The sequence below is a fragment of the Pseudomonas sp. JZ114 genome, from assembly GCF_051027705.1.
In the GTDB taxonomy this organism is placed as follows: domain Bacteria; phylum Pseudomonadota; class Gammaproteobacteria; order Pseudomonadales; family Pseudomonadaceae; genus Chryseomonas; species Chryseomonas luteola.
In genome coordinates this window covers 539,567-564,148 of the sequence record NZ_CP069256.1, presented here as the reverse complement: position 1 = coordinate 564,148, position 24,582 = coordinate 539,567, and the positions used below count along the sequence as shown (strand labels likewise).

Here is a 24,582-nt window from a genome sequence, read left to right as displayed (position 1 = left end):
CGGTCAGGCTTTACTCGGATCACGGGCCAGCCGATCAATTTCCTCACGAAACTCGGACAGGTCCTGAAACTGACGATAAACGGACGCGAAGCGGATAAAGGCAACCTCATCAAGCTTGCGTAGCTCTTCCATCACCAATTCACCCACGACACGGGATTTGATCTCGCGTTCGCCCGTCGCGCGCAGCTTGTGCTTGATATAGGCAATCGCCTCTTCCAGACGCTCGATACTGACCGGGCGCTTTTCCAGCGCACGCTGCATACCGGCCCTGAGTTTTTCTTCGTCGAAAGGCTGGCGAGTACCGTCCTGCTTGATCAGGCGCGGCATGACCAGCTCAGCGGTCTCGAACGTTGTAAAACGTTCCTGGCAGTTCAGGCACTCACGACGACGGCGCACCTGCTCGCCTGCTGCAACCAGGCGTGAGTCGATGACCTTGGTATCGTGGGCACCGCAAAAAGGACAGTGCATGTCAGAAGCAGCCGAAATAAACGGAGGGCCATGGTAGCGCATCCTGCCTGAGAAGGAACCTTGCAAGGCCTCAAGAATCGACAGAACACGTCTGGCGGCTCCGTGACACAATCCTCTTCCCGCCGGTCGTGGGTTGTATAAGAATGCGCCGCCGAATCTGCCCTGGAGCCGTTACCATGTCGTTGCGCCCGCTGTTGCCCGTGTTGTTGATAAGCCTGCTTGCAGCCTGCTCTGAAAAGCCTGTTGCACCGGCAGAACCTGCCAAAGAACCCGAGCCGGTGGCCGGTGCGCCGCGTCCCGGAAATCTGCGGGAGGTCTCTGGAACGTTACGGACACCAGACGGCGCCATCGCACCAGGTGCACAAGTTGAAGTGGCCATGCTGGTGATCGACAGTCAGGACCGTCCCCAGCGGCTGCTCGCCAGCGAGACATTGACAGGCAATGGCAAGGCCCTGGCGTTCCGCCTGCCCTTTAATCCAGAGGTATTTCCCCAGAACGCCAAGGTCGAACTGCACGCTCGCGTCAGTCAATCCGGTCAGCTGGTCTGCTACCTGTCTCCCGTCAAGATCAGTCAGCCTAATACCCAGGTTCTGGGCGAATTAGTGCTGGATCAGACTCCATGACCCCACCCGCCACCCTGCGAGCAGCGCTAAGGGATCTGCTGGGTGATGCTGAACTGAGTATTCAATCCCTGCCGGGATGCGACATCGCGCTCTGGTTGATCGATCCCGCCAACATGGAGCGGGCCTTTTCACCCGAAGAAACACAACGACTGCTGGCGTCCCCACCCTACTGGAGTTTTTGCTGGGCCAGCGGTCTGGTACTGGCCCGTTGGCTGGCCGAGCAGCCGGAGTGGGTACAAGGCAGGCGCGTGCTCGATTTTGGCAGCGGGTCAGGGGTTGCCGCGATTGCTGCTGCCAAGGCGGGGGCCGCTGAAGTAGTGGCCTGTGACTGCGATCCGCTGGCCTTGGCCGCCAGCCGAGCGAATGCGGACCTGAATCAGGTGACGCTGGAATACTTCGACGACTTCTTTGCTGAGGCCGACCGTTTCGATTTGATCATTGTGGCCGATGTGCTGTACGACCGTGCGAACCTGCCCTTGCTGGACGATTTTCTGAGCCGCGGACAAAGCGTGCTGATAGCGGATTCCCGAGTCAAGAATTTTGACCACCCTAGGTATACAGCGCTAGCAAGCCGGGAGGCCTGCACCTGGCCGGACCTTGCCGAGCCGGCTGAATTCAGATGGGTTAATCTCTACCACGCACAACGTACTTGCTGAAGGTTGTTTTCGGCAGGCGCGTCTCCACATATAGTTCATCTTTTCGTTACCCGAGTCTGTCTATGAGCCAGGACACGTCCTACATTTTTGATGCGACGCTTGAGAACTTCGAACAGAAGGTCATGGAGCAGTCGTTCAACACGCCCGTACTGGTTGATTTCTGGGCCGAGTGGTGTGCGCCCTGCAAGGTACTGATGCCTATGCTGGCCAGCATCACCGAGTCCTTTGGCGGTGCACTGCATCTGGCCAAGGTCAACTGTGATATCGAGCAGGAACTGGTAATGCGTTTCGGCATTCGCAGCCTGCCGACGGTCGTCCTGTTCAAGGACGGCCAACCGGTTGACGGCTTTGCGGGTGCACAGCCTGAATCTGCCGTTCGCGCCATGCTGGAGCCGCATGTACAGGCGCCTGCACCCGAGGCCGAGAACCCGCTGGACGCCGCACAGTTGCTGTTTGATGAAGGTCGTGCTGGCGAAGCGGAGGCCGTACTCAAGCAGCTCTTAGGTGAAGACAATACCAATGCGCCCGCGCTGATTCTCTATGCGCGCTGCCTTGCCGAGCGCGGCGAACTGGATGAGGCTGAAACGGTACTGGGTGCAGTCACTGGTGACGATCACAAGCAGGCGCTGGCAGGTGCAAAGGCACAGCTGACGTTCCTGCGCCAAGCTGCCAGCCTGCCTGATGCAGCCGATCTGAAGGCGCGCCTGGCTCAGGATCCATCCGATGACGAAGCCACCTATCAGCTTGCCGTCCAGCAACTGGCGCGCCAGCAATATGAAGCGGCCCTGGATGCCCTGCTCAAGCTATTCATGCGCAACCGCACCTATGGTGAGGACCTTCCTCGCAAGACCATGGTGCAGGTGTTCGATCTACTCGGCAACGAACACCCGCTGGTTGCAACCTACCGTCGTCGTCTCTATCAGGCGCTTTACTGATGCCCGTCGGGCGCTGGCTCCTGGCCGGTGCCCGCCCACACAAACACCTGTGCCTCGTCTGTTTTCTCGATCCGGATATTCGGGTTATGCCGCAGCCGTACAATCAGCTGCTTGGCTGACCCCACGTTACCCGCCAGCTTTTCCAGCGCACTCAGCAGATGAGGCCCCTCGATACGCCGCTCCTGCTCAACCAACGCAAGCACCGACTCCCACAGGGGATCGCTATGGGTCTTTGGCACCGGAACAAGTGTATTGGACGGCACAGGCTGAGCATGGTTAAGCCCCTCGGCAAGACGCGTCCAGTCTTCTGCTTCCAATTCGACCGTCAGATCCACTGGCCACGTGCCTATTTTCCCTTGGATACGGATCATCGTTATCGCCTTTTTTGAACCATGTCTTATGATGCCACGTGCCATCGAGTGAGAGCATTTCTATTGCGGTCATCTTTTGTTACGACATAACATACAGTCAAATCCATCAATGGAGCTGACCATGCGTTCGTTGCTGCTTGCCCTGCCGTTTGCCGTATTGCCTCTTACTGCTGCCTTTGCCCACGATGAACATGATCACTCACATGGAAGCCTGAGCGCCCATGAGCATGGCGTCGCACAACTCAACGTCGCGCTGGATGGCAACTCGCTGGAACTGGAACTACACAGCCCTGCCATGAACCTGGTGGGCTTTGAGCATAAGGCCCAGTCCGATCAGGACAAGAAAGCCGTCGAAATGGCCAAGCAGCAGCTGGCCAACCCGATTACCTTGTTTGGCATCCCAGCCGCCGCAGGCTGCAAAGTAAGCAAGACTGATCTGGACAGCCCCCTATTTGGTTCTGAAGAGCACCATGACCATGACCATGACCATGACCATGACGATCATGATAGCCATGCCAAGGGCGAGCACGAGCACGCTCATAGCGACATCGACGCGGACTACACCCTCGCCTGTGAAAATCCAAAAGCGCTGACTGCGCTGGACCTGGCGGGCCTGTTCAAGCAATTCCCGGCCACACACAAGGTCAATGTCCAAGCCATTACCGCTCAAGGCCAGAAAGGTGAAGAGCTGACGCCTGCCCAAACTCGCCTCGCGCTATAACCGTTCCCCTTAAAACGGGTAGCCTCCCTACTTTGCTGCCCGTTCTTTTTATGCCAAGGCCACCATGAGCGCATTAATCGAACTCAACGACTTGGGCTTCGCCTGGCCCGATCAGCCCGAGCTACTGGATATCCCTCATTTTCAGTTGCAGCGCGGCGAAGCCGCCTTTCTAAAAGGCCCCTCAGGTAGTGGCAAGACTACCCTGCTGGGCCTGCTCGGCGGTGTAAACAAGCCAAACCGTGGACACGTCAGGTTATTAGGAGAAGACCTCTCCAGCCTGTCTTCTGCGCGTCGTGATCACTTCCGCGTCGACCATACCGGCTATATCTTTCAGCAGTTCAACCTGCTGCCCTTTCTATCTGTTCAGGAGAATGTCGAACTCCCCTGCCATTTTTCGGCCCTGCGCTCGCAGCGCGCCAAAGAGCGCCATGGCAGCCAGGCAGAAGCGGCGCGTGCCCTGCTTTCCGCTCTGGGGCTGGGTGAGCGTACCCTGGGAGAGCGTCGCGCAGGAGCTCTTTCGATTGGGCAACAGCAACGTGTAGCGGCAGCGCGCGCCCTGATCGGTCAACCCGAACTGGTTATTGCAGACGAACCCACTTCAGCGCTTGATGCCGATACTCGAGAGGCCTTTTTGAACCTGTTATTCGCCGAATGCCGCGCCGCCGGCTCAAGCCTGCTCTTTGTCAGCCATGACCAGGGATTGGCTCCGCTTTTTGACCGAAGCCTGTCCCTGCTTGAACTCAACCGCGCGGCGCGACCGGCAGAGGTGTGAGATGTACTTGTTTCGCCTGGCACTCGCCAGCCTTTCCAATCGTCGCTTTACTGCCCTCCTGACCGTATTCGCCATCGCGCTATCAGCCTGTCTTTTGCTGGCAGTCGAACGTGTTCGCACCGAGGCCAAGGCCAGCTTTGCCAGTACCATTTCCGGAACTGACCTAGTGGTTGGCGCACGCTCCGGAGCGGTCAACCTGCTCCTGTATTCGGTGTTTCGCATTGGCAACGCTACCAACAACATTCGCTGGGACAGCTATACCCAGCTGGCCGAAAACCCCAAAGTCAAATGGGCCATTCCGCTTTCACTGGGCGACTCCCACCGCGGCTATCGGGTGCTGGGTACCAGCCAGGCCTATTTCGAGCATTACCACTATGGGCGCAACCAGGCGCTCACGCTCAGCGAAGGCAAGCCTTTCCAGGATATCTATGATGTAGTGCTCGGTGCCGAAGTCGCTCAAGCCCTGCATTACAAGCTGGGCGACCACATTGTCCTGGCCCATGGAGTCAGCACAATCAGCCTGGTCGAGCATGGGGACAAGCCGTTCACGGTAGTGGGTATCCTCGCGCGGACGGGCACGCCAGTGGATAGAACACTGCATATCTCCCTTCAGGGCATGGAGGCTCTTCATGTGGACTGGCAGAACGGTGCACCGGCACGTGGCGCAGGCAAGATTAGCGCAGACCAAGCCCGCCAGATGGACCTGACACCCAAGGCCATTACCGCCGTGCTACTCGGCCTCAATAGTAAAGTCGCCACTTTTGGTCTCCAGCGCGCCATCAATGAATACCGGGGAGAGCCGTTGATGGCCATATTGCCCGGTGTTGCGCTCCAGGAACTCTGGAGCCTGATGGGCACCGCCGAGCAGGCGCTGTTCATCGTTTCGTTGTTTGTGGTTCTAACCGGCCTGATCGGCATGCTGACGGCTATTCTGACCAGCCTTAATGAGCGGCGGCGAGAGATGGCTATCCTGCGTTCGGTGGGCGCCCGCCCGTGGCATATCTTCAGTCTGCTGGTAGCCGAAGCCTTCGCGCTGGCACTGGCAGGTGTCGTGGCCGGGCTTGCCCTTCTCTATGTGGCGATTGCTATCGCGCAGGCACCCGTACAGGCTTATTATGGCCTGTATCTGCCTCTGGAATGGCCTTCACGTTACGAGTGGACGTTACTGGGCGGTATCCTGATCGCTGCGCTGTTGATGGGCTGTGTTCCTGCCTGGCGCGCTTACCGTCAATCCCTGGCCGACGGCCTGTCCGTTCGCTTATAGCCTCAAAGACCGGAGCGTCCATGTATCGCGTGCTGTTGGTGCTTGCCCTGCTGTTCACCTCCTCCATCTGGGCAGCGCCTCGCGCGCTTTCCTGGGGGGAGCTGATCCCGGAGGGCGCACCGCCGCCTCCGCCACCTGTACCCTTGCATCAGGGCTCACTGGATGAAAGTGGGCCTGCCGCCTTGCAGCAATCACCCAATGCTCCCGTGGTAAAAGCGCTGGAAGGTCAGGAGGTCAAGCTCCCAGGCTACATCGTGCCAATCATGGTGACTGAGGAAGGGGAAGTCACCGAGTTCCTGCTTGTACCTTATTACGGTGCCTGCATTCATGTACCTCCGCCTCCGTCCAACCAGATCGTCTATGTCAAAGGCGCCAAGGGCGTTGAACTGGCCCAGCTACATCTTCCGTACTGGGTAGAAGGTACGTTGCATGTTGATTCAGCCAGTACGGACATGGCTGAAGTCGGTTATCAGATGCAAGCCACTCAGGTAACTCATTATTCGCTGTAATCAGCGTTTCGTTGAGCCAAGTCAACATATGATGCATCTCTCATCCTTAACATGTCGTTAGCCAACTAAACAACATGCTTTGGAGTGCATCATGCGCAAGCTGCCCCTAACCGCCGCCCTGCTGGCCCTCACCGCTGTTTCTCCGCTCGCCCTTGCCCACCAGGCCGGTGACATCATCATCCGTGCTGGCGCAGCGACCGTGGATCCACATGAAGACAGCGGCAATATCTCGGCCGCAGCAGCGGGCGGCAAGGTTGCAGGGACCAAGGCCACCGTTGACTCCGATACTCAGCTTGGCTTGGCAGCGGCCTATATGATCACAGACCACGTCGGCATCGAGCTGCTGGCCGCAACGCCGTTCAATCATCGGATCGGTGTAAAAGGCCTGGGCGCTCTGGATGGCAAGCTGGCAGATGTCAAGCAGCTGCCACCCACCCTTTCGCTTCAATACTATCCGCTGAACCCTCAGTCCCGTATTCAGCCGTACGTAGGCGCCGGTATCAACTACACCCTCTTCTTTGACGAGGATCTGACCAGCAGCCGCAAATCCGCAGCCGGTGGCGGCTTCAGCAATCTGAGCCTGGACGATTCCTGGGGTTATGCGTTTCAGGCAGGCGTGGATTATCAGTTAACGGATCATCTGCTGTTCAACGCCGCCGTCTGGTACGCCGATATCGACACCAAGGCGACCGCCGACTCGGCGCTGGGTCGCGTAAAGGTTGATGTCGATATCGATCCCTGGGTCTACATGGTAGGTCTGGGCTACAAGTTCTAATCAGTACCCGGCAAAAAGGCCTTCATATGAAGGCCTTTTTATTCTTGGCTAATCCGCCCCGCCTTCCTTCCTGGCCTTTGCCAACTCGGCGCGCCGCTTGCGGGCTTCCTTGGGGTCTGCAATCAGCGGTCGATAAAGCTCAATCCGATCACCTGCCTCCAGTACGCGCGTATCTGCATCAGGAATGACCTTTCCAAAGAGCCCGACAGCTAAGGTATCGATCGGCACCTTTGGAAAGCGCTCAGCCATTCCGGACAGCTCCAAGGCTTCACGTACGGTGGTACCTACCGGAACCTCCTGCGCAATCAGGGCCTGCTCGTCAGGCAAGGCCAGCGCAACCTCGATGGTTATCCGCTCAGCCATACAGCTGCTTAGCCCGTTGGCAGAAGGCATCAACCATGGTGTTTGCAGCCTGATTGAACAGCGGGCCCAAGGTAGCCCGAATCAAAGCGCCCTGATACTCGAACGACAGGTCCAGCGAGATCTTGCAGGCTTTCTCACCCAGTGCCTTGAACTGCCAGACGCCATGCAGCTGACTAAAAGGCCCCTTTTCCAGATCCATGACGATGCATTGATCCGGCGTCAGCGTATTGCGTGTCGTGAACTGCTGGCTAAGCCCACCTTTGGCGACCGTCAATCCTGCACGCATTTCGTTTTCGCCCTGCTCCAGTATCTGGGCAGACGAACACCAGGGCAGAAATTCCGGGTAACGCTCCACGTCATTTACCAGCGCATAGAGCGCCGAGGCGGGGTAAGGCAATAAAGCCGAGCGTTGTATATGCGTAGTCATTGGTACCTCAATTCCAAAACTGTGCGGCAAACACAATGAGAATGCCTAGAGGGGCAACGTAGCGCATCAGGAAAAGCGCCAGAGCGAATAAGGCCGGGCTGCGCACCGACAACTCATCCCTCACCTGCTCACGCCCCATTACCCACGCTGCGAACACTACAAAGAACAGACCGCCGAGCGGCAACATGATTCGCGACGTCAGAAAGTCGATGACGCCAAAGAAATTCAACCCGCCTTCAGCGCCCCATTGATACAAGTGGAAGTGCCCCGCCTCGCTTACGAAGAACTTGGCCTGCTCCCACAGGTTGAACGATAACACTGTGCCTAGCCCGACCAGCCAGCAGATGAAAGCCAGAATGACAGTCACCCAGACGCGGCTCAGTCGGGTGCGCTCGATCAGGTAGGCCACCATCGGCTCAAGCAAAGAGATTGCCGAGGTCCAAGCGGCAATCGCCACCAGAACAAAGAACACCAGACCCACGATCTGCCCCATGGTCACACTGCCGAACGCCAACGGCAGCGTCACGAACATCAATCCCGGTCCCTCACCAGGATTCAGGCCTGCCGCAAAGACGATTGGAAAGAGCGCCACACCCGCCAGGAGCGAGACGAATGTATCCAGCAAGGCAACCGCTACGACGGTCTTGCCCAAAGAAGAGGACTTCGGCATGTACGCACCGTAGATCATCAACGAACCTACGCCTACGCTCAGCGAAAAGAACGCATGCCCCATCGCAGGAAGCAGGCCCTCCATGAGCCGCGAGGTATCAAAATGGAACATGAAGTGCAGCCCTTCCATGAAATGTCCCGTTGTCATGCTATAGCCCAGCAGAAGCAGCAACAGCACAAACAACAGCGGCATCAGGATACGCAAGGTTTTTTCCAGGCCATTCACCACCCCCTTGGCAATAACCCAGGCGGACAACACCATGAACAGGGTGTGCCACAAGGTCATTCGCCAGGGATCGGAGGTCAACGCACCAAACAGTGCACCGGCTTTAGGTCCATCGACACCTTGAAAATCGCCACGGCCGACACCAAGAATATAGTCAAGCGACCAACCGCCAACGACGCTGTAGAACGATAGGATGAGCAAGGCATTGACCATGCCGGCCAGCGCTGCCCAGGACCATCTTGGTGATCGGGCAGCGGCTACTGCCAGATCACGCATGGCATTGGCCGGACTTTGCCGGGCACGCCGTCCAATCAGCGTTTCCGCCAACATGACAGGCAAGCCAATCAAGGCGATGCAGACAAGGAACATAATGACAAATGCACCGCCACCATAAATCCCTGTCATATAAGGGAACTTCCAGATGCTCCCCAGGCCTACAGCGGAGCCGGTCGCGGCTAATATAAACACCCAGCGGCTAGCCCACCCGCCATGCACGGAAACCTGATCATTTGCCATTGAAGTTATCGGTACTCAAAAAAGTTGGCTATTGTCCGACTTTCACCGCTCCCTCTCAAGCACATGGCGGTTGCCCCACTGACTCCCCTATAATGCGCGTCTATGGCCAAACAAAAGAAAATCTCTTCCGGAACCATCGTGCAGAACAAGAAAGCGCTGCACGACTACTTCATCGAAACCCGCTTCGAGGCAGGCATTGCCCTGTCCGGCTGGGAAGTCAAAAGCCTGCGCGCAGGCAAGGCACAACTGACAGACAGCTATGTTCTGCTCAAGGATGGCGAGGCCTGGCTGCTTGGTAGCCACATCACCCCCCTGCAGACAGCCAGCACCCACGTCATTGCCGATCCTCAGCGCACTCGCAAGCTGCTTCTACACAAACGAGAGCTAGGCAAGCTGTTTGGTGCAGTGCAACAGAAAGGCTTCGCCTGCGTTGCGTTGTCCATTTACTGGAAAAAGCACCTGATCAAATGCGAAATTGCCCTGGCGAAAGGTAAAAAAGAATTCGACAAGCGTGCGACAGAGAAAGAGCGCGACTCGAATCGAGAGATCCAACGTGCTATGCACAAGGATCAGAAATAATAAAAGGCGCTCCAAGCGCCTTTTTATACCTTCGAAAAGTCTTCCGTCTTCTGTCGGCGCTGTGAGCGTGCGATACGCTGCGCTTCTTCCTGTGCTTCTTCCAGCACTTCCTGCACATAATGAATGTGTCGGCTGGCAATTTCCCGTGCATCGTCAGCACGCCGCTCGATGATGGCCTGATACAGCTCCCGGTGCTGCTGCATCAACATATCCCGTGTCTCGCTACGCTGTGCGTACATACCGCCGATATTGGTCACTACATTGCGCTTGAGCAAATCGAACAGACCGCGAATGGTATGCAGCAGGATAGCATTGTGGCTGGCTTCGGCAATAGCCAGGTGAAAGCTGGCGTCTGCTGATCCCTCTTCCGAGCGGGAGATCGTTTCAGGTTGCGCATAGCAGTCCTGCAAAGCCTTGAAGGCCTGCGTCAAACGCTGATGATCGAGTTCGGTCGCACGCAAGGCGGCGTAATAAGCGCAAGAACCCTCAAGCATGTGGCGAAACTCGAGCAGGTCCTGCCGTGTTTCTTCACGACTTTCGAGTAACTGAAGCAAGGGATCGCTAAACGTGGAGCCGAACGAGGCAGCAACGTAAGTTCCGCCGCCCTGGCGACTGATCAATACTCCCCGAGCAACCAGCTTCTGAATCGCCTCGCGTAGCGAGGGCCGTGACACACCAAAGCGCTCCGCCAGCACCCGCTCGGCCGGCAACCGCTCACCGGCCTTCAGTGAACCCTCAACAAGCAGCGCTTCAATATGTTCAACGATGTCATCCGACAAACGACGTTGGCGTACCTGATCGAACCCCATCTCCATCCTCTGATGTGCCTGCCAGAGCGGCGGCGTTGATTTTGAGCCAAACGGCCTTCGCGCATCCAGACTAAAGTCTTAAAAAGCAAGGTTTGACAGACTTGCTAGGCAACTTTTAACCTCAACTGTCAGCCATTGTAAATTGGTATGACCAATTTAGGCATTAAGAAACCGATACGCCTATCGGAAGCACCGCCCCCTACACAACAACAATCAAGGGAGCTCTACATGGAAACCTGGCAACAGCTGTATACACCGCTTGGCAGTCTGGGCTTGTCCGCGACGGCAGCACTTGTCCCTATCGTGTTTTTCTTTCTTGCATTGGCTGTCTTTCGCATGAAGGGCCATCTCGCCGGAACCATTACCCTGGCGCTATCCCTTGGTATTGCCATTCTGGTCTACCGGATGCCGGTAGAAAAAGCGCTGGCAGCGGCCGGGTATGGATTCCTTTATGGCCTATGGCCAATCGCCTGGATCATCGTCGCAGCGGTTTTTCTCTACAAACTGACCGTCAAAAGCGGTCAGTTCGATGTCATCCGCAGCTCAGTCCTTTCCATTACGGATGACCAACGTCTGCAGGTGCTGCTTATTGGGTTCTGCTTTGGAGCCTTTCTTGAAGGCGCCGCAGGCTTTGGCGCACCCGTCGCCATTACCGCAGCCCTGTTGGTGGGTCTGGGACATAATCCGCTCAAGGCGGCAGGTCTATGCCTGATTGCCAATACCGCCCCGGTTGCATTCGGCGCTCTAGGTATTCCAACAATCGTAGCGGGCCAGGTAACCGGCATTGATGCTTTCAAACTGGGCGCCATGACCGGTCGCCAGCTTCCACTGCTGTCTCTGCTGGTCCCCTTTTGGCTCATGGCCATGATGGATGGCATGCGTGGTCTGCGTGAAACCTGGCAGGCAGCCCTCGTATGCGGTAGCAGCTTTGCCGTTTCCCAGTACTTTACCTCGAACTACATTGGCCCTGAGCTACCCGACATCACCTCGGCCCTGTTCAGCATGGCTTCGCTGACCGCCTACCTGAAGCTGCGTCAAAGCCGTCACGCCGTCGCCCAAGAGGTGGTCGGGGTCAGTGCAGGCGGGGCAGCAACCCTGGGCGGCGGCCCCGGCTTTGGCCGAGCACCAGGCAACCGCACACCTTCGCCCTATACACTGGGACAGATCATCAAAGCCTGGTCGCCCTTCCTGATCCTGACCGCGCTGGTTACCGTCTGGACACTCAAACCCTTCAAAGCAATGTTTGTCGCAGGTGGCTCACTCTACAGTCTGGTCATTAATATTTCGGTGCCGTTCCTGGACAAGCTTGTTCTCAAGACTGCACCGATTGCGACAGACCCTACTCCAATAGCTGCGGTCTTCAAATTCGATCCTGTTTCTGCCACAGGTACAGCGATCCTGATTTCGGCTCTTATCTCCATGGCAATCCTCAAGATCAAGCCTGGCGTAGCACTGTCCACATTCAAGGAAACGCTGGTGGAGTTGCGATGGCCAATCCTTTCGATTGGCATGGTGCTGGCCTTTGCGTTCGTAACCAACTATTCCGGCATGTCGACAACACTCGCTTTAGTACTGGCGGGAACAGGAGCGCTCTTCCCATTCTTTTCACCATTTCTCGGTTGGCTCGGGGTTTTTCTAACAGGATCGGATACCTCTTCAAACGCTCTCTTCGGCTCTCTACAGGCCACCACTGCCCATCAAATTGGAGTATCGGACACCCTGCTGGTTGCGGCTAACAGCAGCGGCGGCGTAACAGGCAAAATGATTTCACCACAGTCGATTGCCGTTGCCTGTGCTGCTACCGGCATGGTTGGGAAAGAATCTGACCTGTTCCGTTTCACCCTGAAACACAGCCTGATCTTCGCCACTATTGTAGGCCTTATCACGCTGGTCCAAGCCTATGTACTCACCGGCATGATCCTTCACTAACAGATAAAGGCGAATTAAGAAGTTGCCGCCAAGACACCGGTGCCGGGCTCGTCCCGGCACTGCCATAACCCCATCCCACAGGATGGATAACCGGGCAAACCCGGAGACGCCTGAATGAGTGAGCTTTTTTATAACGCAGCGCCCAATGCCACCCGCATCGCGCCACCCATTCCAAAGCAGCGGGAATACCCCGCGCAGAAGCCGCAACACGTTTATTTATTTGGTACCTGTGTTGTCGATTTGTTTTATCCAGAAGCAGGCATGGACAGTATCCGTCTGCTGGAACGTGAAGGTATTACGGTCCATTTTCCCCAAAGTCAAAGTTGCTGCGGGCAGCCTGCCTATACTTCCGGTTATACCGAGGAAGCACGCGAAGTCGCACGAGCACAGCTGGGCCTGTTCCGTCAGGACTGGCCGCTGGTTGTTGTTTCGGGATCATGCGCAGGCATGATTCGTCATCACTATTCGGAATTGTTCAAACATGAGCCTGCTACGCTTCGTCAAATCGAAGCACTGGCCGACCGAACCTATGAATTGGCCGAATTCCTGCTCAACGTTTGTAAAGTTGACCTCAAGGATCGCGGGGCGCCTACCAAGGTTGCACTTCATACCTCCTGCAGCGCACGCCGCGAGATGAATACACACCTCCATGGCAGAGCCTTACTCGCTCAGCTAGAGGCGGTCCAACGGGTGGATCATGACCATGAAAGCGAATGCTGCGGCTTTGGCGGCACTTTCTCGGTCCGTATGCCAGATATCTCTGGTGCCATGGTGGCAGACAAGACACGTGCTCTTCAGGAATCGGGTGCTGCTCAAATCGTGACCGCTGACTGCGGCTGCCTGATGAACATCAATGGTGCCCTGGAAAAGCAGAACGCTACATTGCGTGGGCAGCATCTTGCCAGTTTCATCTGGCAGCGAACCGGAGATAGCGTATGAACCAGATGACCCGAATTCCCGCTCTGGAGATTCCCACACCACCCTTCAAGACGCGAGCGCGCCAAGCGCTGAACGATGAGCAGCTGCGCCGTAATTTCCGTGTTGCCATGGATTCACTGATGACCAAACGCCTGGCCATTATGAGTGATCCTGATGAGCGTGAGCGGCTACGAGAGATGGGCAATCGCATTCGTGCAAGGGCGCTTTCCAAGCTGCCTGACCTCCTTGAAAAGCTGGAAGCCAACCTGGCACGCAACGGTATTCAGGTTCATTGGGCAGAAACGACAGACGAAGCCAACGCTATCGTTCAGTCAATCGCCGAGGCACACAAGGCCACACGCCTGATCAAGGGAAAGTCCATGGTCAGCGAAGAGATGAACATGAACCATGTGCTGGAAAAGCAAGGTATAGAGTGCCTTGAGTCAGACATGGGTGAGTACATCATCCAGCTGGCCGGGCAGAAACCTTCGCATATCATCATGCCTGCGATTCACATGAATGCTGCCCAGGTGGCCTCACTATTCAGCAACACCCTTGGCACCGAATACACCACAGATGTCGATGAACTAATTCAAACGGGCCGGCGCGTATTACGACAAAAATTTTTCGAAGCAGATATCGGCATATCAGGCGTTAACTTCGCAGTAGCTGAAACAGGCACTCTGCTGCTTGTTGAAAACGAAGGGAACGGCCGCATGTCCACAAGCGTTCCTAACGTACATATCGCTGTCACTGGAATAGAAAAAGTTGTGGAAAACCTGCGTGACGTCGTGCCGTTGCTATCGCTTTTGACACGCTCAGCATTAGGCCAGCCGATAACTACCTACGTGAATATGATCTCAAGCCCACGCAAATCCGATGAGCTGGATGGGCCACGAGAAGTGCACCTTGTTCTTCTAGACAATGGCCGCAGTCAGGCCTTTGCTGATGGAGAGTTGCGACAGACACTTAACTGCATTCGCTGTGGGGCCTGCATGAATCACTGCCCGGTCTATACCCGTATTGGTGGTCACGCCTACGGCACGGTATACCCTGGCCCTATTGGGAAGATCATATCGCCACACTTACTGGGGCTGGAAAACACGCCGGATCACCCCAGTGCTTCATCGCTGTGTGGTGCCTGCGGAGAAGTCTGCCCCGTAAAAATCCCCATTCCCGCGCTGTTACGCCGCTTAAGGGAAGAAAACGTTAAGCCACCGGAAGCTACCCCTTATCTCATGCGCGGCCAAGGCAGCAAGTTCTCTCCGCGTGAAAGACTGACCTGGAAAGGCTGGAAGACACTCTACACATCCCCAACGCTCTATAAATCTTTTGCCTACCTCGCAACACGCTTTCGAAATCTTACTCCCGGAAATGTTGGGCCATGGAGCGAGAACCATGCTGCGCCCAAACCCGCCTCAAGATCACTTCACGAGTTGGCTCGTGAGCACCTAGGGGAGGACAAAGCATGAATGCCCGCAGCAATATTTTAGGCAAACTTCGGAAAAGCTTGGCTGGCACAACGCCTGTGAAAGATGACTATGACGTATCACTAGTAACCCAACCCTGGAGCTATGCGCCTGAGGAGCGCATCAGTCGACTACGAGCACTTATGGAGGCGGTTCATACAGAGATACACCTCACCACAAAAGAACGTTGGCCCGCACTGGTCGAACAACTTCTTCACGACAAACAAATTCCTAGCCTGCTTATAGCCCCTCAGACACCCCATGGCGACCAGCTTACGGCCTATTGGAAAGATAAAGCGGGACTTCCTTTTCTCAAGGCCTATGACCGCCCAATTGAGGAATGGAAAGCGGAACTCTTCAACGAGACCCCAGCCAGCTTAACGGGGACGCTCGGAGCCATAGCAGCAACAGGTAGCCTAGTGCTCTGGCCAACCCGTGAAGAACCTCGACTAATGAGTCTGGTTCCACCCGTTCACATTGCTCTCCTACAGGCCAGCAAGATCGAAGACAACCTTTATACGTTTCACGACAAATACCAGTGGCCGGAAAGTATGCCTACCAATGCATTGCTCATCTCCGGGCCATCCAAAACCGCTGACATAGAACAAGTACTAGCGTACGGCGCACATGGTCCCAAGGATTTGGTCGTCCTAATAATTGAAGATGCTTAACTTACATAGCGGTTTGGAGCGCGCTTCTGTAAGGGTATTTGAAGTATTTCTTTAAAAGATAAATGAAACGTAAGCGGCCGATAGCAGTCCACTCGTATGAGGCTGGTTAGTCCTTTAATGGAGCCAGCAAGGTCCTTCTGACTTAGCCTGGAAATTCGCTTACGTCATTCATGTTCAAGGAGATGTCTATGAAACGCACCGCTTTAGTAGCTGCCGTAGCTGCCCTAATGGCTTCACCTGTTTTTGCTGAAGATCTTTGCGCTATTCAGCTGCAAAAAATTGATGACGCCATGAAAACCACACCATCAATGGCAACCGCTACCGCAACAGACTCCAATGTCCAGGTGCAACGTATCAAAGAGCTTCATGAAGAGGCGGTAAAGCATCAACAAGCAGGTGATACCAAGAAGTGCATCGCCTCGGCCAACCAGGCATTATCCCTGATCCGCAAACCAGGCGGAGAGACAGGTGGCAGCAAATAAGCAGCTCTTGTAGGCCGCGTAGGAAAAGCAGCCTATCTTTTTTATTTTCTGCCGCAAAGCAAAACCCCCGGGCGGTTAGGCCTGGGGGTTTTGGGTATAGGTGCTTGACGATGACCTACTCTCACATGGGGAAACCCCACACTACCATCGGCGATGCATCGTTTCACTTCTGAGTTCGGAAAGGGATCAGGTGGTTCCAACGCTCTATGGTCGTCAAGCAATTCGGGTGGGGAACCGGTGTCTAGTCGTTTCCCCGAATGGATATGTGATTGGTATTTTGCGGTTCAACCAAGCTTTCGGCTGGTCTTTACCAAACAACAGATTGTTTGGGTGTTATATGGTCAAGCCTCACGGGCAATTAGTATCGGTTAGCTCAACGCCTCACAGCGCTTACACACCCGACCTATCAACGTTGTAGTCTTCAACGGCCCTTCAGGAAGCTCAAGGCTCCAGTGAGATCTCATCTTGAGGCAAGTTTCCCGCTTAGATGCTTTCAGCGGTTATCTTTTCCGAACATAGCTACCCGGCAATGCCACTGGCGTGACAACCGGAACACCAGAGGTTCGTCCACTCCGGTCCTCTCGTACTAGGAGCAGCCCCTCTCAAATCTCAAACGTCCACGGCAGATAGGGACCGAACTGTCTCACGACGTTCTAAACCCAGCTCGCGTACCACTTTAAATGGCGAACAGCCATACCCTTGGGACCGGCTTCAGCCCCAGGATGTGATGAGCCGACATCGAGGTGCCAAACACCGCCGTCGATATGAACTCTTGGGCGGTATCAGCCTGTTATCCCCGGAGTACCTTTTATCCGTTGAGCGATGGCCCTTCCATACAGAACCACCGGATCACTAAGACCTACTTTCGTACCTGCTCGACGTGTCTGTCTCGCAGTCAAGCGCGCTTTTGCCTTTATACTCTGCGACCGATTTCCGACCGGTCTGAGCGCACCTTCGTACTCCTCCGTTACTCTTTAGGAGGAGACCGCCCCAGTCAAACTGCCCACCATACACTGTCCTCGATCCGGATAACGGACCAGAGTTAGAACCTCAAGCATGCCAGGGTGGTATTTCAAGGATGGCTCCACGAGAACTGGCGTCCTCGCTTCAAAGCCTCCCACCTATCCTACACAAGCAGGCTCAAAGTCCAGTGCAAAGCTACAGTAAAGGTTCACGGGGTCTTTCCGTCTAGCCGCGGATACACTGCATCTTCACAGCGATTTCAATTTCACTGAGTCTCGGGTGGAGACAGCGCCGCCATCGTTACGCCATTCGTGCAGGTCGGAACTTACCCGACAAGGAATTTCGCTACCTTAGGACCGTTATAGTTACGGCCGCCGTTTACCGGGGCTTCGATCAAGAGCTTCGCTTGCGCTAACCCCATCAATTAACCTTCCGGCACCGGGCAGGCGTCACACCCTATACGTCCACTTTCGTGTTTGCAGAGTGCTGTGTTTTTAATAAACAGTCGCAGCGGCCTGGTATCTTCGACCGGCATGGGCTTACGGAGCAAGTCCTTCACCCTCACCGGCGCACCTTCTCCCGAAGTTACGGTGCCATTTTGCCTAGTTCCTTCACCCGAGTTCTCTCAAGCGCCTTGGTATTCTCTACCCGACCACCTGTGTCGGTTTGGGGTACGATTTCTAATTACCTGAAGCTTAGAGGCTTTTCCTGGAAGCATGGCATCAACCACTTCCTCTTCATAAGAAGAGTCGTCATCAGCTCTCGGCCTTAACTGTCCGGATTTACCTAAACAGTCAGCCTACCGCCTTAAACTTGGACAACCAACGCCAAGCTGGCCTAGCCTTCTCCGTCCCCCCATCGCAGTAATTAGAAGTACAGGAATATTAACCTGTTTCCCATCGACTACGCCTTTCAGCCTCGCCTTAGGGGTCGACTCACCCTGCGTCGATTAACGTTGCGCAGGAACCCTTGGTCTTTCGGCGTGCGAGTTTTTCACTCGCATTGTCGTTACTCATGTCAGCATTCGCACTTCTGATACCTCCAGCAAGCTTCTCAACTCACCTTCACAGGCTTACAGAACGCTCCTCTACCGCTCATCTTGCGATGAACCCGTAGCTTCGGTGTGTAGTTTGAGCCCCGTTACATCTTCCGCGCAGGCCGACTCGACTAGTGAGCTATTACGCTTTCTTTAAAGGGTGGCTGCTTCTAAGCCAACCTCCTAGCTGTCTAAGCCTTCCCACATCGTTTACCACTTAACTACAACTTTGGGACCTTAGCTGACGGTCTGGGTTGTTTCCCTTTTCACGACGGACGTTAGCACCCGCCGTGTGTCTCCCATGCTTGCACTTCTGGGTATTCGGAGTTTGCATCGGTTTGGTAAGTCGGGATGACCCCCTAGCCGAAACAGTGCTCTACCCCCCAGAGTGATACATGAGGCGCTACCTAAATAGCTTTCGAGGAGAACCAGCTATCTCCGAGCTTGATTAGCCTTTCACTCCGATCCACAAGTCATCCCCTGCCTTTTCAACGGAAGTGGGTTCGGTCCTCCAGTCAGTGTTACCTAACCTTCAACCTGCTCATGGATAGATCGCCCGGTTTCGGGTCTATACCCAGCGACTAAAACGCCCTATTAAGACTCGCTTTCGCTACGCCTTCCCTATACGGTTAAGCTTGCCACTGAATATAAGTCGCTGACCCATTATACAAAAGGTACGCAGTCACCCAACAAAGTAGGCTCCCACTGCTTGTACGCATACGGTTTCAGGTTCTATTTCACTCCCCTCTCCGGGGTTCTTTTCGCCTTTCCCTCACGGTACTGGTTCACTATCGGTCAGTCAGTAGTATTTAGCCTTGGAGGATGGTCCCCCCATATTCAGACAACGTTTCACGTGCGCCGTCCTACTCGATTTCACTCAAAAGATCCTTTCACCTACGGGGCTATCACCCACTATGGCCGCACTTTCCAGAGCGTTCGGTTAAAATCAATTGAGCTTAAGGGCTAGTCCCCGTTCGCTCGCCACTACTTAGGGAATCTCGGTTGATTTCTTTTCCTCAGGGTACTTAGATGTTTCAGTTCCCCTGGTTCGCCTCTCACACCTATGGATTCAGTGTGAGATACCTGACTTATGTCAGGTGGGTTCCCCCATTCAGAGATCTCCGGATCACAGTCTATTTGCCGACTCCCCGAAGCTTATCGCAGGCTATCACGTCTTTCATCGCCTCTGACTGCCAAGGCATCCACCGTATGCGCTTATTCACTTGACCATATAACCCCAAAGAATCTGAAGTTATGTCTGGCTTGGAACACGACATTCGCCGAAAACTTGCGCTTGAACTCGCAAATTTACCTTGACCACATAGTCTGCAGTGAAACAGCCTATGTGTTCGTACTTCTATCACATACCCAAATTTTTAAAGAACAGTCTGAAAACAAAGTTCAGAAGTCAATGCTCCGACCCAACCCTTAGGGGGGGGTAAGCACTCAGTTCTGAGCTTTAACGCGGTGTTAGATGGTGGAGCCAAGGAGGATCGAACTCCTGACCTCCTGCGTGCAAAGCAGGCGCTCTCCCAGCTGAGCTATGGCCCCATCGATTGGTGGGTCTGGGCAGATTCGAACTGCCGACCTCACCCTTATCAGGGGTGCGCTCTAACCAACTGAGCTACAGACCCAATCGTCTAACGCTTGAGTCTTGACTCATCTCGCGTCTTTATTTCAGTGAATCAAGCAATTCGTGTGGGAGCTTATGCCAAAGCTGGGATCTATCGATTAAGGAGGTGATCCAGCCGCAGGTTCCCCTACGGCTACCTTGTTACGACTTCACCCCAGTCATGAATCACACCGTGGTAACCGTCCTCCCGAAGGTTAGACTAGCTACTTCTGGTGCAACCCACTCCCATGGTGTGACGGGCGGTGTGTACAAGGCCCGGGAACGTATTCACCGTGACGTTCTGATTCACGATTACTAGCGATTCCGACTTCACGCAGTCGAGTTGCAGACTGCGATCCGGACTACGATCGGTTTTATGGGATTAGCTCCACCTCGCGGTTTGGCAACCCTTTGTACCGACCATTGTAGCACGTGTGTAGCCCAGGCCGTAAGGGCCATGATGACTTGACGTCATCCCCACCTTCCTCCGGTTTGTCACCGGCAGTCTCCTTAGAGTGCCCACCATGATGTGCTGGTAACTAAGGACAAGGGTTGCGCTCGTTACGGGACTTAACCCAACATCTCACGACACGAGCTGACGACAGCCATGCAGCACCTGTGTCAGAGTTCCCGAAGGCACCAATCCATCTCTGGAAAGTTCTCTGCATGTCAAGGCCTGGTAAGGTTCTTCGCGTTGCTTCGAATTAAACCACATGCTCCACCGCTTGTGCGGGCCCCCGTCAATTCATTTGAGTTTTAACCTTGCGGCCGTACTCCCCAGGCGGTCAACTTATTGCGTTAGCTGCGCCACTAAAGTCTCAAGGACCCCAACGGCTAGTTGACATCGTTTACGGCGTGGACTACCAGGGTATCTAATCCTGTTTGCTCCCCACGCTTTCGCACCTCAGTGTCAGTATCAGTCCAGGTGGTCGCCTTCGCCACTGGTGTTCCTTCCTATATCTACGCATTTCACCGCTACACAGGAAATTCCACCACCCTCTACCGTACTCTAGCCAGGCAGTTTTGGATGCAGTTCCCAGGTTGAGCCCGGGGATTTCACATTCAACTTACCAAGCCACCTACGCGCGCTTTACGCCCAGTAATTCCGATTAACGCTTGCACCCTCTGTATTACCGCGGCTGCTGGCACAGAGTTAGCCGGTGCTTATTCTGCTGGTAACGTCAAAATTGCAACGTATTAGGTTACAACCCTTCCTCCCAGCTTAAAGTGCTTTACGACCCGAGGGCCTTCTTCACACACGCGGCATGGCTGGATCAGGCTTTCGCCCATTGTCCAATATTCCCCACTGCTGCCTCCCGTAGGAGTCTGGACCGTGTCTCAGTTCCAGTGTGACTGATCATCCTCTCAGACCAGTTACGGATCGTCGCCTTGGTGAGCCGTTACCCCACCAACTAGCTAATCCGACCTAGGCTCATCTGATAGCGTGAGGTCCGAAGATCCCCCACTTTCTCCCGTAGGACGTATGCGGTATTAGCGTTCCTTTCGAAACGTTGTCCCCCACTACCAGGCAGATTCCTAGGCATTACTCACCCGTCCGCCGCTGAATCAGAGAGCAAGCTCTCCTCATCCGCTCGACTTGCATGTGTTAGGCCTGCCGCCAGCGTTCAATCTGAGCCATGATCAAACTCTTCAGTTCAAACATATCCGGGTTTTGAGAAAACCCTAAACTTGGCTCAGCAATCGCAAATAAACTCTCGAATTCACGAGTGTTACTTGTCTTGCTGATAATCTTGTCGATCCATCAGTCTTACAGCACAAGCACCCACACGAATTGCTTGATTCAACTTGTTAAAGAGCGGTTGGTTAAGACCTTGTCTCAACCGAGGCGCGCATTCTACGCTAACCTCTTGTCCTGTCAAGCATTTTGTTCAACCGGTCTAACCTGCTGAACCGCTTGCCGGACCTGCCGGATCAGGAAACCTGTTCTGGCAGCGGGAGGCGTATTCTACACAAGCCCAGGGGCTTGTCAACTACCGCTTCCCTCTTTCCGCTTCTGCCAGACCGGAGGCCTGACCTTAACTAAACAGCTAAGCCATTGATATACAAGGCTTTTTGCCGTTCCGTTGCAACGGAAGTGGGGCGCATTATAGGCCCCTCCGCTCACAGGTCAAGCTTTATTTTGACCGGACTGAAAAATCTTCTTTTGTCTTAGCTGAGTGGCGATGAATGGTAAGCGAAGCACAAGCAGCAGGCCTCCTATCGAGGCGTATATCAGCCACTCGCGGATATCCGAGCGAGTTATCCAGAACATGTGCAGCAAGGCCATAACCAATGCTATATAAATGAGGCGATGCAGCCGCTTCCACTGCTTGCCTAATTTACGCATGCTGTAACGGTTCGAGGTCAGAGCTAGAGGAAGCAGCCCCAGCACGGCAATGAACCCTACAATCACATAGGGACGCTTCTGCAATTCAATACCCAAGCGGGAAAAATCCCAGCCTAATACAAAGGCCAGGTAAGAGCAGAAATGAAGCGCTACATAGGTGAATGTCCACAAGCCTAACTGGCGGCGAACCAATGCCCATCCTTTCCAGCTCGTCATTTTCTGCAAGGGCGTCAAGCTGAGCGTTATCAGTAAGAGCACTAGCGCCCCCAGGCCAAGCCTATCAATGATTACTTTACCAGGGTCAGGGCCCAAGGCAGAACTCCATGCCTCGTACAGCCAAACACCAAGCACCGAAAACGCACTGATAAAAACGACCACTCGCCATACTTGCAACATCATTAATACTGCGTCCTTAGGTCCATTCCGGCGTATAGGCCAGCAACCTCCTCTGCATAACCGTTAAACATCTGTGTTTCTTTAATATTAGGACTAAATAAACCGCTAGGAAGCCGTCGCTCTTTAGCCTGACTCCAACGGGGATGATCGACCTGCGGATTGACGTTGGCGTAAAAGCCATACTCATTTGGCGCCATGCTTTGCCAAGTTGTCTGCGGTTGATCACTCACCAAGCTGATGCGAACAATCGACTTGATACTTTTGAATCCATACTTCCACGGCACAACTAATCTAATGGGTGCGCCGTTCTGATTAGGCAGTACTCGCCCATACATGCCTACCGCCAATATAGCCAATGGATGCATGGCTTCATCCATACGCAGACCTTCTCGATAAGGCCAATCCAGTAGAGAGAAACTGGAACGCTGCCCTGGCATATGCTGGGGATCATTCAATGTTTCAAAACGAACGTATTTGGCATTAGCTGTTGGCTGGAACTGTTTAATGACATCCGCCAGTGGAATACCCAGCCACGGGATAACCATGGACCAAGCTTCGACACAACGCAGGCGGTATATCCTTTCCTCCAACTGCTGAGGCCGGATAATGTCCTCCAGCGAATAGGTACCTGGCTTACCAACCTCTCCGTCTACCTTAACTGTCCAAGGCTCGATCACCATCTGCTCTGCATTGGCATAGGGATCCCCTTTATCAGGGCCGAACTCATAAAAGTTATTGTATTGCGTGGCGTCTTTGAAAGGCGTTATAGACTCACCTTTTACATCTACCGCTTTCCAATGAATAGCAGACTGCTTCTCGGCAAACCAATCAGGCGCTTTGCCTGGTTCCACATCTGAATAAACAGATCCGTCAGCAAGCGCCCAGCCGGGCAGCATCGTAGCAGTGACAGCAGCACTGGCTGCACCCATGAATTGACGGCGAGACAAATAGATATTTTCTGGAGTGATTTCAGATGGCGTGCAGGCAGAACGCGGAGGGACGTTGATCAGCATGGCAATCTCCACAGCGACTACTGTCGATACGTAGTCTCACTGTGGAGATAATCAGGGAATTAATCAATGCGCGCGGTCGCGATGACGGCGGAAGCGCATTAATGCCTTGACGGGACCTGACACAGCATAAGCAAGGAAACCCAGCAGCAGGACACGTGGCGGATCAGTAAAGATAATGGCGAAGATCAGGACAGCGATGAGGATGCCCACGAACGGAACACGCCCTTTCATATCCAGGGTCTTGAAGCTCCAGTACTTGAAATTACTAACCATGAGCATTCCTGCAGCAGCAACCATGAACGCAACCAGGAATGAGAGTTTGGAACCCTGAATACCAAAGTCGCTAAAGCACCATACTGTTCCGGCAACTAGCGCAGCGGCGGACGGACTGGCTAATCCAATGAAATAACGCTTATCGACGGAGCCGATCTGAGTGTTGAAACGCGCCAGTCGAAGTGCTGCACCTGCCACATAGATAAAGGCCACAGCCCAACCTACATTACCTAGACTGATCAGAGCCCATTCAAATGCAAGAATGGCCGGCGCCACACCAAAGGCCACCATGTCGGACAGCGAATCGTACTGTTCCCCAAAAGCACTCTGGGTATTGGTCAAGCGTGCAACACGACCATCCAGTCCATCAAGGATCATGGCGATAAAAATGGCTGCCGCTGCTGCTGCAAACCCTACAGCAGCCTCTTCCGACTGCCCTTGGATAAACGCAGTCTGTGCCGCAATGGACTTGATGATTGAATAAAGTCCTGCAAAAAGCGCGGCTGTCGTGAAGAGGTTCGGAAGTAAATAGACGCCTCGACGGCGAATCTTTCGTCCCTGGGCATCGTGTGTTTCTTCGAAATGCTCATCGACGGGAATAATGCTTTCAGTGCTTGAGGAAGCTGTTTCGTTAGCTTCGTCGGGACGCTCGCTCATGAAAATTCCTTGCATAGGACTTGAAGTCTTGGATGATCCCCTCCTCTCAGGGTTCATCCTTAACACGTTACAGCTTTTATATCAGAAGACGAGCTGAAACGAAAAAACGCGGCCGTGGCCGCGTTTTTCCGAA

Annotated in this window: 23 protein-coding genes, 2 tRNA genes and 3 rRNA genes; 14 read left to right on the top strand and 14 right to left on the bottom strand. The window is 54.4% G+C overall.

The annotated features are described in order from the left end of the window. Window positions 1-3: 3 nt before the first annotated feature. Window positions 4-468: a transcriptional regulator NrdR gene (gene nrdR / locus JQR90_RS02730; RefSeq protein WP_010796873.1), complete on the bottom strand. Its 465-nt coding sequence runs from the start codon at window positions 466-468 to the stop codon at window positions 4-6. A 176-nt stretch (window positions 469-644) separates the two neighbouring features. On the opposite strand from nrdR, the gene JQR90_RS02725 reads away from it, so the two are divergent. The 3 genes from JQR90_RS02725 to trxA all read left to right on the top strand — a co-directional run bounded on the left by JQR90_RS02725 (window position 645) and on the right by trxA (window position 2,682). Beyond that, complete coding sequence (locus JQR90_RS02725; RefSeq protein WP_010796872.1) at window positions 645-1,091, top strand: YbaY family lipoprotein; 447 nt, start codon at window positions 645-647, stop codon at window positions 1,089-1,091. Then, entirely contained in the window at window positions 1,088-1,747 is a 660-nt protein-coding gene (locus JQR90_RS02720; RefSeq protein WP_010796871.1) for a class I SAM-dependent methyltransferase, read from the top strand. Before JQR90_RS02725 ends, JQR90_RS02720 begins: the two co-directional genes overlap by 4 nt. Before the next feature lie 62 nt (window positions 1,748-1,809). Next, entirely contained in the window at window positions 1,810-2,682 is an 873-nt protein-coding gene (trxA, locus tag JQR90_RS02715; protein ID WP_010796870.1) for a thioredoxin, read from the top strand. Here the strand turns inward: trxA and JQR90_RS02710 are convergent. Continuing rightward, a complete protein-coding gene (locus tag JQR90_RS02710) occupies window positions 2,676-3,053 on the bottom strand; it encodes a hypothetical protein (protein ID WP_010796869.1) in 378 nt (125 codons plus the stop codon). The genes trxA and JQR90_RS02710 overlap by 7 nt on opposite strands. Before the next feature lie 121 nt (window positions 3,054-3,174). On the opposite strand from JQR90_RS02710, the gene JQR90_RS02705 reads away from it, so the two are divergent. The 5 genes from JQR90_RS02705 to JQR90_RS02685 all read left to right on the top strand — a co-directional run bounded on the left by JQR90_RS02705 (window position 3,175) and on the right by JQR90_RS02685 (window position 7,094). Further along, window positions 3,175-3,774, top strand: coding sequence for a DUF2796 domain-containing protein (locus tag JQR90_RS02705; RefSeq protein ID WP_434140383.1), 600 nt, complete (start codon window positions 3,175-3,177; stop codon window positions 3,772-3,774). A 64-nt stretch (window positions 3,775-3,838) separates the two neighbouring features. Continuing rightward, entirely contained in the window at window positions 3,839-4,546 is a 708-nt protein-coding gene (locus JQR90_RS02700) for an ABC transporter ATP-binding protein (protein ID WP_010796867.1), read from the top strand. A gap of 1 nt (window position 4,547) precedes the next feature. Continuing rightward, complete coding sequence (locus tag JQR90_RS02695) at window positions 4,548-5,810, top strand: ABC transporter permease (RefSeq protein ID WP_010796866.1); 1,263 nt, start codon at window positions 4,548-4,550, stop codon at window positions 5,808-5,810. 20 nt (window positions 5,811-5,830) lie between these two features. Next, window positions 5,831-6,319, top strand: coding sequence for a DUF3299 domain-containing protein (locus JQR90_RS02690; protein ID WP_010796865.1), 489 nt, complete (start codon window positions 5,831-5,833; stop codon window positions 6,317-6,319). A gap of 91 nt (window positions 6,320-6,410) precedes the next feature. Further along, on the top strand, window positions 6,411-7,094 hold the full coding sequence (locus JQR90_RS02685; RefSeq protein WP_010796864.1) for an OmpW/AlkL family protein: 684 nt from the start codon (window positions 6,411-6,413) through the stop codon (window positions 7,092-7,094). A gap of 48 nt (window positions 7,095-7,142) precedes the next feature. On the opposite strand, the gene JQR90_RS02680 is transcribed toward JQR90_RS02685, so the two are convergent. Genes JQR90_RS02680 through JQR90_RS02670 form a run of 3 tightly spaced genes read right to left on the bottom strand, consistent with a single transcriptional unit; the run spans window position 7,143 to window position 9,295 of the window. Beyond that, window positions 7,143-7,457, bottom strand: coding sequence for an RnfH family protein (locus JQR90_RS02680; protein ID WP_073449601.1), 315 nt, complete (start codon window positions 7,455-7,457; stop codon window positions 7,143-7,145). Beyond that, window positions 7,450-7,884: a type II toxin-antitoxin system RatA family toxin gene (locus tag JQR90_RS02675; protein WP_010796862.1), complete on the bottom strand. Its 435-nt coding sequence runs from the start codon at window positions 7,882-7,884 to the stop codon at window positions 7,450-7,452. The genes JQR90_RS02680 and JQR90_RS02675 overlap by 8 nt, the downstream gene beginning before the upstream one ends. A gap of 7 nt (window positions 7,885-7,891) precedes the next feature. Beyond that, window positions 7,892-9,295, bottom strand: a complete 1,404-nt coding sequence (locus JQR90_RS02670; protein WP_010796861.1) for a sodium-dependent transporter — start codon at window positions 9,293-9,295, stop codon at window positions 7,892-7,894. A gap of 102 nt (window positions 9,296-9,397) precedes the next feature. Between JQR90_RS02670 and smpB the strand changes: the two genes are divergently transcribed. Then, window positions 9,398-9,874, top strand: a complete 477-nt coding sequence (gene smpB / locus JQR90_RS02665) for an SsrA-binding protein SmpB (RefSeq protein WP_010796860.1) — start codon at window positions 9,398-9,400, stop codon at window positions 9,872-9,874. A gap of 23 nt (window positions 9,875-9,897) precedes the next feature. On the opposite strand, the gene JQR90_RS02660 is transcribed toward smpB, so the two are convergent. Next, window positions 9,898-10,683 carry an FCD domain-containing protein gene (locus tag JQR90_RS02660; protein ID WP_010796859.1) on the bottom strand — a complete coding sequence of 262 codons (786 nt, stop codon included), beginning with the start codon at window positions 10,681-10,683 and terminating at the stop codon, window positions 9,898-9,900. A 228-nt stretch (window positions 10,684-10,911) separates the two neighbouring features. On the opposite strand from JQR90_RS02660, the gene JQR90_RS02655 reads away from it, so the two are divergent. From JQR90_RS02655 to JQR90_RS02635, 5 genes are all read left to right on the top strand, one after another. After that, window positions 10,912-12,612 (top strand): lactate permease LctP family transporter, encoded by a 1,701-nt coding sequence (locus JQR90_RS02655; protein WP_010796858.1) that lies wholly within the window; start codon window positions 10,912-10,914, stop codon window positions 12,610-12,612. A 114-nt stretch (window positions 12,613-12,726) separates the two neighbouring features. Beyond that, on the top strand, window positions 12,727-13,551 hold the full coding sequence (locus JQR90_RS02650; protein ID WP_010796857.1) for a (Fe-S)-binding protein: 825 nt from the start codon (window positions 12,727-12,729) through the stop codon (window positions 13,549-13,551). Beyond that, complete coding sequence (locus JQR90_RS02645; RefSeq protein WP_010796856.1) at window positions 13,548-15,002, top strand: LutB/LldF family L-lactate oxidation iron-sulfur protein; 1,455 nt, start codon at window positions 13,548-13,550, stop codon at window positions 15,000-15,002. The genes JQR90_RS02650 and JQR90_RS02645 overlap by 4 nt, the downstream gene beginning before the upstream one ends. Then, a complete protein-coding gene (locus JQR90_RS02640) occupies window positions 14,999-15,670 on the top strand; it encodes a LutC/YkgG family protein (RefSeq protein ID WP_010796855.1) in 672 nt (223 codons plus the stop codon). The genes JQR90_RS02645 and JQR90_RS02640 overlap by 4 nt, the downstream gene beginning before the upstream one ends. 188 nt (window positions 15,671-15,858) lie before the next feature. Then, a complete protein-coding gene (locus JQR90_RS02635) occupies window positions 15,859-16,152 on the top strand; it encodes a hypothetical protein (RefSeq protein WP_010796854.1) in 294 nt (97 codons plus the stop codon). A 102-nt stretch (window positions 16,153-16,254) separates the two neighbouring features. Here the strand turns inward: JQR90_RS02635 and rrf are convergent. The 8 genes from rrf to pssA form a co-directional block, all read right to left on the bottom strand. After that, window positions 16,255-16,370, bottom strand: a 5S ribosomal RNA gene (gene rrf, locus JQR90_RS02630). Window positions 16,371-16,489: 119 nt separating this feature from the next. Then, window positions 16,490-19,380: ribosomal RNA gene (locus JQR90_RS02625) — 23S ribosomal RNA — on the bottom strand. Between the two features lie 246 nt (window positions 19,381-19,626). Further along, window positions 19,627-19,702 (bottom strand) — tRNA-Ala (locus JQR90_RS02620). A gap of 6 nt (window positions 19,703-19,708) precedes the next feature. Continuing rightward, window positions 19,709-19,785: transfer RNA gene (locus JQR90_RS02615), tRNA-Ile, on the bottom strand. Between the two features lie 98 nt (window positions 19,786-19,883). Then, window positions 19,884-21,420, bottom strand: a 16S ribosomal RNA gene (locus tag JQR90_RS02610). Together the 16S, 23S and 5S rRNA genes with 2 tRNA genes alongside form the textbook arrangement of a ribosomal RNA operon. A 471-nt stretch (window positions 21,421-21,891) precedes the next feature. Next, entirely contained in the window at window positions 21,892-22,509 is a 618-nt protein-coding gene (gene msrQ / locus JQR90_RS02605; RefSeq protein ID WP_010796853.1) for a protein-methionine-sulfoxide reductase heme-binding subunit MsrQ, read from the bottom strand. Next, on the bottom strand, window positions 22,509-23,519 hold the full coding sequence (msrP, locus tag JQR90_RS02600) for a protein-methionine-sulfoxide reductase catalytic subunit MsrP (protein ID WP_010796852.1): 1,011 nt from the start codon (window positions 23,517-23,519) through the stop codon (window positions 22,509-22,511). The genes msrQ and msrP overlap by 1 nt, the downstream gene beginning before the upstream one ends. Before the next feature lie 63 nt (window positions 23,520-23,582). Further along, window positions 23,583-24,449: a CDP-diacylglycerol--serine O-phosphatidyltransferase gene (gene pssA, locus JQR90_RS02595; RefSeq protein ID WP_010796851.1), complete on the bottom strand. Its 867-nt coding sequence runs from the start codon at window positions 24,447-24,449 to the stop codon at window positions 23,583-23,585. Window positions 24,450-24,582: the final 133 nt, after the last annotated feature.